We start from the raw sequence: 12,073 nt of genomic DNA on the forward strand, positions 1-12,073 counted from the left end.
CGTAGAAAATCGAAAATAAGACAATCAGGAAAATATAAATCCGTAAATAACTATAAAAGAGTGATCTAATCCTTAACTTAATGACATTGGGATAGTAGTGGAGATCCTTTTATGGGGCTTCTTGACCCCATAAAAGATTGAAACGAATAGCCCGACCCGACCCCGATAGCTATCGGGTTTTTGGAGGGGTACACCCTAAATAATCCAACTTTGATTCCGCAATGGATCCAAGTTAATTAGAAAGAAAACACTAATTTTGTAAAAAACAAACAAACGAACGGAGATGTTAGGATTAAAATTAGCGACAGACCCAAGATGGGTAAATATAGTAGAATCGAATATTGAAGAAATATTGACAGACCACGCTTGGTGCGAACAAAAAGCAGCATCAAATGCGATAAGTTTAATTACTCAAAATTCGGAGAAGGAAGAATTAGTTTCTGAGCTGATGATTATTGCTCAAGAAGAAATTGAGCATTTTAAAATGGTGCACGATCTTATAAAAGAACGCGGACTCAACTTTGGTCGAGAACGTAAAGACAGCTATGTTAATGAACTTTTTAAATTCATGAAAAAAGACGGTAGTAGGAACGATGCTTTATGTGAGCGTTTGCTATTTTCGGCTATGATAGAGGCAAGAAGTTGTGAAAGGTTTAAAGTACTCTCAGAAAACATTAAAGATCCTATATTAGCTAAGTTTTATAGAGATTTGATGGTGAGTGAAGCGGGACATTATACTACTTTTTTAGGATTTGCTAGAAAATATGCAGACAATGTAGACGTTGAGAAGCGCTGGCAAGAGTGGATTACTTATGAAACGTCGATAATTACTAATTATGGTACGCAAGAAACAATTCATGGGTAACAAACGAATAGTATTAAAATTGAAAAGCCAATTCAGATATGAGTTGGCTTTTTTATTTGACTTTAATGCAAAAAAAAACTTCTTAATTTCTTAAGAAGTTTTGTGGGCGATGAGGGGTTCGAACCCCCGACCCCCTCGGTGTAAACGAGGTGCTCTGAACCAGCTGAGCTAATCGCCCTATTGCAATTCGATAATTTTCATTTCCTTATTGCGAGTGCAAATATAAGACTGTTTTTTGGATAAACAAGCATTTTGAGAAAAAAAATTATAAAACTTCTGCAACTACAAATGTACTTCCGCCAATGTATATCAAGTCACTGTGGCTAGCGGTTTCGAGTGCTTTTGTGTAAGCTTCTGTAATTGAATTAAATACTTCTCCGTTTAATCCGTGTTGGGTTGCTTTTTCAGCAAGAATAGCAGCGTCTAATCCGCGAGGATTATTTGGTTTAGCAAAATAATATTTTGCATTTGTAGGAAGTATAGGTAGTATTGAGTTTAGGTTTTTATCATTGACTACGCCAAAAATCACATGCAAATTTTTAAATTGTTCTTTAGCTATTTGTTGAAATACAATTTCTAGTCCGTTTTTATTGTGTGCCGTATCGCAAATTACTTTTGGGTTTTCTTTTAGTTGTTGCCATCTTCCTTGCAGCCCCGTGTTTTTAATGACATTTAATAATCCGTTTTTTATCATAATTTCAGAAACGCTAAATTCTTTTTCTTTATTAAGAATTTCAATAGTTTGTAAAACGGTTTTTTTATTGTGTATTTGGTAATCACCAATTAAGTCAGATGGGAAGTTAACTGAGATTAATTCAGAGGCGAAATAGATGTTTGTATTTTTTTCTTTGGCTACAGCCAAAAAAACAGCTTTTGTTTCTGTTGTATATTCGCCAATAATTACGGGTATATTTTGTTTTATTATACCTGCTTTTTCAGTAGCAATTGCGGTCAGAGTGTTTCCTAGGAACTGGGTGTGATCTAGATCTATATTTGTAATTACAGATGCTAACGGTGTAATGATGTTTGTGGCGTCTAATCTACCGCCCATTCCAACTTCAATAATGGCAATGTCGACTTTTTCTTTAGCAAAATAATCAAAAGCTAATCCTACACTCATTTCAAAGAAACTAATGTCGTTGCTTTCAAAAAACGTCTTGTTGGTATTAATAAAACTACAAACAAACGATTCTGATATATCCTTTCCATTTATTTTTATTCGTTCTCTAAAATCTTTTAAATGTGGCGATGTGTAAAGCCCTACTTTATAGCCAGCTTCTTGTAATATTGAAGCTAGCATGTGTGAGGTGGATCCTTTTCCGTTTGTACCTGCAACATGTATGAATTTTAGATTTTGATGCGGATTATTAAGATGGTTTATAAGTAAATGAGTGTTTGTTAAATCTTTTTTATAAGCAGAAGCTCCCTGAAGTTGGTACATAGGGAGTTGGTTGAACATCCAATCTGTAGTTTCTTGGTAATTCATTTTTCGTAATTTATTATTATGGAATGGAGTAGAGTAGGAGTGTTGATTACTCTCCTAGCTTGAAGTTGACTGTTATGAAACCTATTTGAGTTTCTGGAGCATCAGCATCAGGTTGCCATTTGTATTTTCTGGCAGTGGCTAAAGCAGGTTCTACTAAACAAGGGTTAGTGTTAGTTGTGCCCTTAGCATATTTTGCACCAATAACGTTCCCGTTTCTGTTTACAGTAATTTGGACTACTACGGTACCAAATTCATTGCATTTTTGAACTTCTTTACCTCTGGAACTTATGGACCGTCCGTTTAGTCCCCAACCGCTTCCGTTTCCAGATCCACCACCAGAACCGTAATAGCTGTTAGCGTAAGGGTTACCATTAATACTTCCTTTATCTCCAGCTTTATCGTCATTTCCTTCTCCTCCAGCAGCTTTTCCATCTGATTTTGGTCCGTTGATTAAGCTAGATAACGCATCGGAGGTGCTTTTAGAAGGCTTTGGGCTTTCTTTAGGTTTTGGTTTTTGTTCTTCTGCAGTTGCCTTTGTAGGTTGGGCTTTTTTTACTTGTTTCATTATAGGAGCATCTTCAACATCTTGCGATAGCACTTCATCGTCACTCGAGGCTGCTTGCTGTGCTGCTGTGGGCTGTGGAGCTGACTGAATTGCTTCAGTAGGTTGCTTGTCACCAGATCCAAATTCAGTAGTTCCAAAATTAATCGCAATCCCGTTTTCAGGAGGTGGGTCTAATGAGGTTAATCCTAAATAAAAAAACAAAATAAACATGATCACAAAAAGTACTGATGTGATGGTAAATGATTTTTTTTCTTCTTCTGTTTCTAAGTATTTCATGTAGAATTGTGCTTTTTTAACTTCAAATAAGGATTATTTAGGTCTAACTGCCAAGACAACCTTGATTTGATTTCTGTTGGCAATATCTAAAACATTAACCGCTTTTTCGATAGGGACACCTTCTTCAGCTCTTAAAATAATAGCTTTTTCTTTATCGGTTCCAAGTGCTGATAGTAATTTAGATTCTAATTCTGCTTCAGGTACAGGTTCTTTGTCTATAAAGAATTCTAGTTTTTTATTAATGCTTACTGCGATGTTTTTGTTGCTGTCTGTTTTCCCTTTTGCCTTTGGTAGTACTAAATCTAATGCGTTAGTGGTTACCATTGTTGATGTTAGCATAAAGAAGATTAGCAAAAGAAAAACAATATCAGTCATTGATGACATATTGAATTCTGGACTAACTTTATTTCTTCCTCTTAAATTCATATTGTATGTTTGTTATTTATCGGAAATTTAATCGAATGATTGTATTTTATGCAGGATCGTTTAGTAAATCTAAAAAGTCAACTGCATTTGCTTCCATCTGATGCACTATTTTATCGGTCTTAACTACCAAGTGATTGTACCCTACATATGCAATAATTCCTACTACTAGACCTACAACTGTTGTTGTCATTGCAGTATAAATACCTTCAGAAAGTGCGCCTACTTCAATTTGACCACCAGCACTTGCCATTTTATGAAATGCTTGAATCATTCCTACAACTGTCCCTAAGAAGCCCGTCATAGGACCTGCTCCTGAGATTGTAGCTAACATACTTACGTTTTTCTCTAATTTGTAAATTTCGAGTTTTCCAGCATTTTCGATTGCTGTATTAATGTCGTCAAGTGGCTTGCCAATTCTTGAGATCCCTTTTTCAATTAGTCGTGCAACGGGAGATTTAGAGTGAGCGCAAAGCATTTTTGCGTTATCTATTCGTCCGTTTCTAATATTATCTCTAATTTGACTCATGAAATTACTGTCAATTTTAGAGGCTGCATTGATTGCCATTAGGCGTTCAAAATAAAGATAAAGAGCAGCAAAAAACATAATGAACAATGAAATCATAATGATTTGACCTGCTAGTCCTCCGCTAGTTAGCAGTTCAATAATAGATAAAGTCTTTTCAACTGGAACCGCATCGGCTAGATTTTCTTGTGCTACAGATAAGGTGTCTGCTTGTAACATTAAACTCATACAATTTTTCTTTAGTAATGAAACGCTAATATATTATAAAAATTGTTACTTTTTTAGATAAAAAAATAAACAAATCTACATTTAACATAGTCTTTTGTTTTGCAATAATTATACCAATTTTATGGATTATTTATTTAATGAAAAAAAGCCAAATCTATTTCTAACGTAGAAATAGATTTGGCTTAATGATTTATAAATTGGTTTTGACGTATTTTGTCTTAAACTAATTGTTTTAAAGCGATTTCAAAAGCAGTGGCACTAATATTAGTTTTGCTGCTGTTTAACGCATGTGCTTTAACGATTGCATTTTTAATGATTTCTGAAGTATCTTGAAAGATCGCTTCATCAGTCATTTGAACTTTTTTCTCCATGAAGTAAGCAAAAACTCTCGCCATACCACAGTTAGAAATAAAGTCAGGAATCAAACTTACTTTGTGATCTACATCCTCCATGATTGGTCCGAAAAAGATTTCTTTATCAGCAAACGGAACATTCGCACCACAAGAAATTACTTCAAGTCCGCTAGCAATCAAACTATCAATTTGGTCTTGTTGTACTAATCTTGACGCGGCACACGGTGTGAAAACTTCAGCACCAATAGTCCATATTTTTTTATTAATTTCGTCAAAAGGGATCATGTTCTCTGCAACTAATTTGTTACCGTCTTTGTTTAAGAAAAGGGTTTTGATTTCTTCAAAAGAAAAACCTTCTTCGTTAATCAAGCCACCATCTCTATCAATGATACCTACAACTTTTGCACCCATGTCAGCAAGATAAAAAGCAGCTGCAGATCCTACGTTTCCAAAACCTTGCACGATTGCTTTTTTACCTTTTACATCTCCTCCATAAGTGGTGTAAAAATGACGAACAGCTTCAGCAACACCGTATCCAGTAATCATGTCAGCAATAGTATATTTGCGAGCAACATCTGGTGAGAATTTTGGGTTTTCGATTACCTTAACAACACCCTGACGCAATTGACCTATACGGTTGATTTTATCAGCTTCAGTAGGTTTAAAATGACCATTAAAAACACCTTCCTGTGGGTGCCAAACACCACATTCTTCCGTCATGGGAATTACCTCGTGAATTTCGTCAACATTTAAATCACCACCTGTTCCATAATAACTTTTTAATAACGGAGAAACAGCTTTGTACCAGCGTTGTAATACGCCTTTTTTTCTAGGGTCGTTAGGATCAAAATTAATTCCAGATTTAGCGCCTCCAATTGCAGGTCCAGAAACCGAAAACTTAACTTCCATTGTTTTAGCTAAAGACAAAACTTCGTTCATGTCTAAACCTTTTCTCATTCTAGTACCACCACCAGCTGCACCACCACGTAGCGAGTTGATTACTGTCCACCCTTCGGCTTCCGTTTCGGCATCTTTCCAGTTAAAAACAATTTCAGGTTCTTTATTTTCGAATTTCTTTAGTAAATCTTTCATTTTATTATGATATATTTATTTTTACAAATATAAAAAAAGGAATTATGCAATTTGTTTATTATTGTAATAATATTTAAAAGAATAATTTTACTAGTATATACCTAATAAATCTTGTTTCAATCCTTTGTCAACTGGGTCTTCAGACAACCAAATACCAAAGAATGCTTTTTTGAATTCAAGACCTTTAATTTTTCCTTTGTATTCTTTGTTTTTTGTTATCCAAAGTGACTCGTCTAAAGGATTGAATGTTAATTCAAATATATCGCCTATTTTAGTGTCTTCAGTACTCAATAAAGCTTCAAGCTCTTCAAGTTCTTTAGCGAATTTTCTAATGCCTTGCTCTCCTACAGATTTTTCCATACCTTTTGCTAAAGCTTTTGATAACTTTTTAGAGCTAACAAGTCCTGATGTGATGTGCAAAGATATTGCCATCTCAGTTTCGCTATTAAGGATTTGTTTAGGGTCTTGAGACAAAGATGTTAAGTATAAAGCTTGAACATAAAGATCTGTCCAGAACTTTGAACGTTCTCCAACTCCGTTTAGAGACATTATTTTTCCTTTAAACTCTAATGTTCTAGGAATTTCGACACCGTTAACGATGAATTTTTTTTGCGCATTTACAGTGTTAAATTGCATTGCGATTATTAATGCGAATAATGATAATAGTTTTTTCATACTAAAAAATTTTATTTGTTTGGTTTCGTTGGCAAAAGTACTACACAATTTTAAATCAATTTCATAAAAATATCTTAGAATTGATGTCAAATCAGTAGAATTATGGATTTTATTTGTTTTTTGCTTAAAAACAAATAAAAATGGATTTAAAAATCATAAATCGTTCCTGAACTGTGATTTTTTGATGCTCCAGTTACACTTTTTAAAATATTAATTTCGTTTTTTAATCTTAAAACACCTAAAAGTGCAAATATTAACGCTTCTTTAAATTCTAAAATTCCTTTAGCTGGGATAATAATCTTTAAATCTGGCAATAAATTATTTATACGAGATATAAGGTATTGATTGTAAGCGCCTCCACCTGTAATTAATAAACTGCCTTTTTTTAAAGGAAGTGCCGCAGCTGTTTGCTGTGCAATATGTTCAGTAAACGTATTTAGTTTATCTTTTATTGTGATTTTATAAGATTCAATGATAGGTAGGACTGTTTCTTTTACAAATTCAAAACCTAATGATTTAGGAAAACTCTTTCTATAGAAGTCTAAATCATTCAATTCAGCAAGTAACTCTTGATTTATTGTACCTTCTTTTGCAATTTGCCCTTTGTCATCATAATCTAATCCTAATTTATTTGCATAAAAATTCAAAACAGTATTTACCGGTGCAATGTCAAAAGCAATTCGTTCGTCGTTATTATTAAATGAAATATTAGAAAACCCACCAAGATTCATACAATAATCATATTCTGAAAATAACAGTTGATCACCTATGGGGACTAGTGGAGCACCTTGACCACCAAGTTGAACATCTTTAACCCTAAAATCACAAACTACTTTTTGACGGGTTAATGAAGCAATATCAGGAAGGTTTCCTATTTGTAAAGTGATGCCTTTGTGTGGTTGGTGCAAAATAGTGTGTCCATGAGAGCATACGGCATCTAGATTTACAATAGCATTTTTTTCTATAAAGTTGTTTATGATATTAGCAAGAAGTATTGTGTACTCTTGATTTAGTTCCTCTAAAGCCTTTGTAGAGAAATTTACAGCTATTTTTAGTCTTTCAAGCCATAGCTTATTATAAGGTATAGTTGCTATTTCTTTAATTTTAAACTTCCAAATAGTGTTTATTACCGAAAATTCAATGTGGGCTAAATCGACTCCATCGAGAGAAGTTCCTGACATTACTCCGATAACGTTATAGTATTCTTCTTTCATTGGTCAAAATTGTTAATCGCTATTGAAAATTTCACAATAAAAAAGTATCTTTGACTACTTTTTTTATAGATAAAGAAAGGAATTTTAAACAACATATAATAGTCATCAATTCTAAACTGTGAAATAAATGTTTTTATCTAAATGTAACGCGTAAAATTACATTAAAAAACACTATTTTGTAATAATAAGAATTAAAAAAAAAATAATAAAAAAGAAATAGAATTATGGATTTTAATCTAACCGAAGAACAATTAATGATTCAACAAGCAGCTAAAGATTTTGCTGTAGCAGAATTGTTGCCAGGAGTTATTGAACGTGACGAACATTCAAAATTTCCAACTGAACAAGTTAAAATGATGGCCAATTTAGGCTTCATGGGAATGATGGTAGATCCTAAATATGGTGGATCAGGATTAGATAGTATTTCCTATGTTCTTGCAATGACTGAAATCGCTAAAATAGATGCTTCTGCAGCGGTGATTATGTCAGTTAACAACTCATTAGTATGTGCAGGTCTAGAGAAATATTGTAGTGAAGAGCAAAAAATGAAATATTTAGTTCCTTTAGCAAAAGGAGATATAATTGGTGCTTTTTGTTTATCTGAGCCAGAAGCTGGTTCTGATGCAACTTCTCAAAAAACAACTGCAATTGACAAAGGGGATCACTATTTATTAAACGGAACTAAGAACTGGATCACTAACGGGTCTTCGGCATCTACCTATATTGTCATTGCACAAACAGATATCGAAAAAGGACACAAAGGAATCAATGCTTTTATCGTTGAAAAAGGATGGGCAGGGTTTGATGTTGGTCCTAAAGAAAAGAAAATGGGTATTCGTGGATCAGATACACATTCATTAATGTTTAATGATGTAAAAGTTCCTAAAGAAAATAGAATTGGTGCTGATGGATTTGGATTTGCGTTTGCAATGAACGTCTTGAATGGAGGAAGAATTGGTATTGCTTCTCAAGCATTAGGAATAGCAACCGGAGCTTACGAGATTGCATTGAAGTATTCTCATGAAAGAAAAGCATTTGGTAAAGAGATTTTCAATCACCAAGCTATTGCTTTTAAATTAGCTGATATGTATGTAAAAGTTACTGCAGCTAGATTGTTAGTAATGAAAGCAGCTTGTGAGAAAGATGCAGGTATGGATATTGCACACTCTGGAGCAATGGCAAAATTATATGCTTCTGAAATTGCTTTAGAAGTAGCAAACGAAGCGGTACAAATTCATGGAGGTAACGGATACGTTGCTGAATACCATGTAGAACGTATGATGCGTGACTCCAAGATTACTCAAATTTATGAAGGAACTTCAGAAATTCAAAGAATTGTAATTTCAAGAGGATTAACTTCATAACATAAGATTTACATAAAATATTTTAAAATCCATTTTCCTTAACTAGGGAAATGGATTTTTTTTTGCTACTACTGTTGTAGAATATTTTATTTGTTTTGTTTATTTTTGTATCATGAAAAATATTATAATTACAGGAACAAGCAGAGGAATAGGGTATGAGCTAGCGTTGCAATTTGCAAATGCAGGACATCAGGTTTTAGCTATTTCTAGAAAAACACCAGAGGCATTGCTATCACATAAAAATATAAATTGTTTGTCAGTTGATTTGTCAGATGAGTCACAATTAGATAAAGTAGTAAATTTCCTTTCGGCAATATGGAAAAACGTTGATGCGGTTATTCACAATGCAGGAAGTCTAATTAATAAGCCTTTTGAACAATTAACACAAGCTGACTTTGAAAACGTATATAAAGTAAATGTTTTTGCTGTAGCAAATTTAACACGCGTTTGTATTCCATACCTTCAAAAAGGAAGTCACGTAGTAACGATAAGTTCGATGGGTGGCATCCAAGGAAGTCTTAAGTTCCCTGGGCTAGCAGCATATAGCTCGAGTAAAGGAGCAGTGATTACGTTATCAGAATTATTAGCAGAAGAATACAAAGAAAAAGGAATCTCATTTAATGTTTTGGCATTAGGATCAGTACAAACAGAAATGTTACAAGAAGCTTTTCCAGGTTACCAAGCGCCAATTCAAGCTAACGAAATAGCGGACTATATTTATAATTTTACCCTAACAGGAAATAAATATTTTAACGGAAAAGTGTTGCAGGTTTCTTCTACTAATCCATAAAAGTTACTATAAGTTTTGATTGAAACACTTGCTAAATATATTCCGGAACATGCTGTTAAACCTGTATTTGATTTAATAGTTGGCAATCAAGTGCATTTAAAAATTGTAAATGAACGTGCTACACGCCATGGTGATTATAGAAAAGGTCCTAGCGGCAAACATGAAATAACGGTTAATTCAAGTTTGAATAAATACAAATTTTTAATAACGCTTATTCACGAAATTGGTCACTTAGTTGCTTTTGAAAAGTTTGGTAGAAAAATCAAGCCGCATGGCCAAGAGTGGAAATACACATTTCAACAATTAATGGTGCCTTATATTAGACCAGAGATTTTTCCAAATCATCTTTTACCATTACTAGCGAAGCACTTTAGAAATCCTAGTGCAAGTAGTGATACTGATGCGACTTTAGCGCTCGCTCTAAAGCAATTTGACAAGAAAAATGATAACAACTACGTTTTTGAAATTCCGTTTGGTAGCGTTTTTAGAATCAAAAACGGTAAGATATTTAAGAAAATGGCGGTGCGAACAAAGCGTTTCGAGTGTCTAGAAATAAGTTCAGGAAAATTGTATTTGTTCAATCCAAATGCAGAAGTTGAATTACTACCAAATTAAAAAAAAAACGGAGACTGATTTTATATCTATCTCCGTTTTTATATAGTATTATTTTTGAAATTACTATTACACCCTTAAATACGCTTCTCTTACTTTTCTGAAAAGGTTAGAGGAGTAAACAAAGTCAACAACATCTTCATTATCTGTTCTAAAAATTTCGTCTTTGTTTCCTTGCCATGCTTTGATACCGTTTTTTAGGAATAAAATGTTATCTCCAATCTCCATAACCGAATTCATATCATGTGTATTGATAACGGTTGTGATGTCATATTCTTCAGTAATTTCCTTGATTAAATTGTCAATTAACGTTGCCGTATTTGGATCTAAGCCTGAGTTAGGTTCGTCACAAAAAAGGTATTTAGGCTTGTTAACGATGGCTCTTGCAATTGCAACACGTTTTTGCATTCCTCCTGAAATCTCCGAAGGTAATTTGTTGTGAGCATCTTTTAAAGCAACTCTTTCAAGTACAAAATCAACACGTTCTTTTATTGCCGCTCTATTGTCTTTGGTGAACATTTTTAATGGAAAAGCTACATTTTCGGCAACAGTCATGGAGTCAAATAAGGCACTTCCTTGAAAAACCATTCCTATTTCTGTACGTAATTCTCTTTTTTCGTCATCTTCTAATTCTGAATATACCCTTCCGTCAAAACAAATTTGCCCTGATTCTGGTGTGTGTATTCCGAGAAGACTTTTTAGTAAAACAGTTTTACCTGATCCACTTTGTCCGATGATTAAATTTGTTTTTCCAGTTTCGAAAACAGTCGAAATACCTTTGAGAATTTTGGTTCCACCAAATGATTTCTCTATATTTTTTATTTCTATCATGCTCCTAGTAACAATTGGGTTAAAATATAGTTGAAAAGTATGATACATACAGCTGTCCAAACAAAGGCTACTGTACTTGCTTTTCCTACTTCAAGTGCGCCACCTTTCATATAATATCCATGAAATGAAGGTATTGTTGCTAATAACATTGCGAAAATCAATGTTTTTATAAATGCGTATGCAATGTGAAACGGAATAAATTCCATTTGTGCTCCTAAAATAAACTGATCACTTGAAGTGAAACCACCGTAAACACCAGCTACCCATCCTCCTAGGATTCCTAAAAACATACTGATACCTATTACAAAAGGATACATTAGTAAAGCAATAATTTTAGGGAAAACCAAGTAATTTAATGAATTAACACCCATTACTTCAAGCGCATCAATTTGTTCGGTAACACGCATGGTTCCAATACTAGAGGTGATGAATGATCCCATTTTACCCGCCATAATAACGGAGATAAAAGTGGGGGCAAACTCTAGAATTACTGACTGTCTAGTTGCAAACCCAATAAGGTATTTGGGAATCAATGGGTTCGTAAGGTTGAGTGCTGTTTGTATGGCAACAACTCCTCCTACGAAGAAAGAGATAAAAGCAACGATTCCTAATGAGTCGATGATTAAATCGTCTATTTCTTTAAAGATTAATTTTTTCATTACAGACCATTTGGTTTGCTTAATGAAAATTTCTCGTAGCATTAAAAAGTAGCGACCTACTTGTGATAAATATCGAATGAGCATCATAGTTTTGCGAATATGGGCTAAATTACA

The 12,073-nt window shown here is 33.8% G+C and carries 13 protein-coding genes and 1 tRNA gene; 4 read left to right on the top strand and 10 right to left on the bottom strand.

What is annotated here, in order from left to right; genetic code table 11:
* The first annotated feature begins 283 nt into the window (after positions 1 to 283).
* A complete protein-coding gene (locus HNP99_RS06610) occupies positions 284 to 865 on the top strand; it encodes a MiaE family protein (RefSeq protein WP_173852549.1) in 582 nt (193 codons plus the stop codon).
* 103 nt (positions 866 to 968) lie between these two features.
* Here the strand turns inward: HNP99_RS06610 and HNP99_RS06615 are convergent.
* The 8 genes from HNP99_RS06615 to HNP99_RS06650 all read right to left on the bottom strand — a co-directional run bounded on the left by HNP99_RS06615 (position 969) and on the right by HNP99_RS06650 (position 7,703).
* Positions 969 to 1,043: transfer RNA gene (locus HNP99_RS06615), tRNA-Val, on the bottom strand.
* A gap of 87 nt (positions 1,044 to 1,130) precedes the next feature.
* Positions 1,131 to 2,351: a bifunctional folylpolyglutamate synthase/dihydrofolate synthase gene (locus HNP99_RS06620; protein ID WP_173852551.1), complete on the bottom strand. Its 1,221-nt coding sequence runs from the start codon at positions 2,349 to 2,351 to the stop codon at positions 1,131 to 1,133.
* Between the two features lie 46 nt (positions 2,352 to 2,397).
* A complete protein-coding gene (locus HNP99_RS06625) occupies positions 2,398 to 3,192 on the bottom strand; it encodes an energy transducer TonB (RefSeq protein ID WP_173852553.1) in 795 nt (264 codons plus the stop codon).
* Between the two features lie 33 nt (positions 3,193 to 3,225).
* On the bottom strand, positions 3,226 to 3,618 hold the full coding sequence (locus tag HNP99_RS06630; RefSeq protein WP_173852555.1) for an ExbD/TolR family protein: 393 nt from the start codon (positions 3,616 to 3,618) through the stop codon (positions 3,226 to 3,228).
* Between the two features lie 46 nt (positions 3,619 to 3,664).
* Positions 3,665 to 4,369 carry a MotA/TolQ/ExbB proton channel family protein gene (locus HNP99_RS06635; protein ID WP_173852557.1) on the bottom strand — a complete coding sequence of 235 codons (705 nt, stop codon included), beginning with the start codon at positions 4,367 to 4,369 and terminating at the stop codon, positions 3,665 to 3,667.
* Positions 4,370 to 4,587: 218 nt separating this feature from the next.
* Positions 4,588 to 5,814 carry a Glu/Leu/Phe/Val dehydrogenase dimerization domain-containing protein gene (locus tag HNP99_RS06640; protein ID WP_173852558.1) on the bottom strand — a complete coding sequence of 409 codons (1,227 nt, stop codon included), beginning with the start codon at positions 5,812 to 5,814 and terminating at the stop codon, positions 4,588 to 4,590.
* A gap of 90 nt (positions 5,815 to 5,904) precedes the next feature.
* Complete coding sequence (locus HNP99_RS06645; protein WP_173852560.1) at positions 5,905 to 6,489, bottom strand: chalcone isomerase family protein; 585 nt, start codon at positions 6,487 to 6,489, stop codon at positions 5,905 to 5,907.
* A gap of 146 nt (positions 6,490 to 6,635) precedes the next feature.
* A complete protein-coding gene (locus tag HNP99_RS06650) occupies positions 6,636 to 7,703 on the bottom strand; it encodes an anhydro-N-acetylmuramic acid kinase (RefSeq protein ID WP_173852562.1) in 1,068 nt (355 codons plus the stop codon).
* 224 nt (positions 7,704 to 7,927) lie between these two features.
* Between HNP99_RS06650 and HNP99_RS06655 the strand changes: the two genes are divergently transcribed.
* The 3 genes from HNP99_RS06655 (at position 7,928) to HNP99_RS06665 (ending at position 10,472) form a co-directional block, all read left to right on the top strand.
* Positions 7,928 to 9,067 carry an acyl-CoA dehydrogenase family protein gene (locus tag HNP99_RS06655; protein ID WP_173852564.1) on the top strand — a complete coding sequence of 380 codons (1,140 nt, stop codon included), beginning with the start codon at positions 7,928 to 7,930 and terminating at the stop codon, positions 9,065 to 9,067.
* Positions 9,068 to 9,179: 112 nt separating this feature from the next.
* Positions 9,180 to 9,857, top strand: a complete 678-nt coding sequence (locus HNP99_RS06660) for an SDR family NAD(P)-dependent oxidoreductase (RefSeq protein ID WP_173852566.1) — start codon at positions 9,180 to 9,182, stop codon at positions 9,855 to 9,857.
* 15 nt (positions 9,858 to 9,872) lie between these two features.
* Positions 9,873 to 10,472, top strand: a complete 600-nt coding sequence (locus tag HNP99_RS06665; RefSeq protein WP_173852568.1) for a SprT-like domain-containing protein — start codon at positions 9,873 to 9,875, stop codon at positions 10,470 to 10,472.
* A gap of 66 nt (positions 10,473 to 10,538) precedes the next feature.
* Here the strand turns inward: HNP99_RS06665 and HNP99_RS06670 are convergent, their stop codons facing one another.
* Both HNP99_RS06670 and HNP99_RS06675 read right to left on the bottom strand, forming a co-directional pair.
* Positions 10,539 to 11,300 carry an ABC transporter ATP-binding protein gene (locus HNP99_RS06670; RefSeq protein WP_173852570.1) on the bottom strand — a complete coding sequence of 254 codons (762 nt, stop codon included), beginning with the start codon at positions 11,298 to 11,300 and terminating at the stop codon, positions 10,539 to 10,541.
* On the bottom strand, positions 11,297 to 12,046 hold the full coding sequence (locus HNP99_RS06675) for an MlaE family ABC transporter permease (RefSeq protein ID WP_173852572.1): 750 nt from the start codon (positions 12,044 to 12,046) through the stop codon (positions 11,297 to 11,299). The genes HNP99_RS06670 and HNP99_RS06675 overlap by 4 nt, the downstream gene beginning before the upstream one ends.
* Between the last annotated feature and the right edge of the window lie 27 nt (positions 12,047 to 12,073).

The sequence above is a fragment of the Flavobacterium gelidicaeli genome (assembly GCF_013294005.1).
In the GTDB taxonomy this organism is placed as follows: Bacteria; Bacteroidota; Bacteroidia; order Flavobacteriales; family Flavobacteriaceae; genus Flavobacterium.

Excerpts from the sequence above, each read along its gene's own strand:
- HNP99_RS06610 (WP_173852549.1), top strand. The coding sequence starts at position 284 with ATGTTAGGATTAAAATTAGCGACAGACCCAAGATGGGTAAATATAGTA.
- HNP99_RS06620 (WP_173852551.1), bottom strand. The coding sequence starts at position 2,351 with ATGAATTACCAAGAAACTACAGATTGGATGTTCAACCAACTCCCTATG.
- HNP99_RS06625 (WP_173852553.1), bottom strand. The coding sequence starts at position 3,192 with ATGAAATACTTAGAAACAGAAGAAGAAAAAAAATCATTTACCATCACA.
- HNP99_RS06630 (WP_173852555.1), bottom strand. The coding sequence starts at position 3,618 with ATGAATTTAAGAGGAAGAAATAAAGTTAGTCCAGAATTCAATATGTCA.
- HNP99_RS06635 (WP_173852557.1), bottom strand. The coding sequence starts at position 4,369 with ATGAGTTTAATGTTACAAGCAGACACCTTATCTGTAGCACAAGAAAAT.
- HNP99_RS06640 (WP_173852558.1), bottom strand. The coding sequence starts at position 5,814 with ATGAAAGATTTACTAAAGAAATTCGAAAATAAAGAACCTGAAATTGTT.
- HNP99_RS06645 (WP_173852560.1), bottom strand. The coding sequence starts at position 6,489 with ATGAAAAAACTATTATCATTATTCGCATTAATAATCGCAATGCAATTT.
- HNP99_RS06650 (WP_173852562.1), bottom strand. The coding sequence starts at position 7,703 with ATGAAAGAAGAATACTATAACGTTATCGGAGTAATGTCAGGAACTTCT.
- HNP99_RS06655 (WP_173852564.1), top strand. The coding sequence starts at position 7,928 with ATGGATTTTAATCTAACCGAAGAACAATTAATGATTCAACAAGCAGCT.
- HNP99_RS06660 (WP_173852566.1), top strand. The coding sequence starts at position 9,180 with ATGAAAAATATTATAATTACAGGAACAAGCAGAGGAATAGGGTATGAG.
- HNP99_RS06670 (WP_173852570.1), bottom strand. The coding sequence starts at position 11,300 with ATGATAGAAATAAAAAATATAGAGAAATCATTTGGTGGAACCAAAATT.
- HNP99_RS06675 (WP_173852572.1), bottom strand. The coding sequence starts at position 12,046 with ATGATGCTCATTCGATATTTATCACAAGTAGGTCGCTACTTTTTAATG.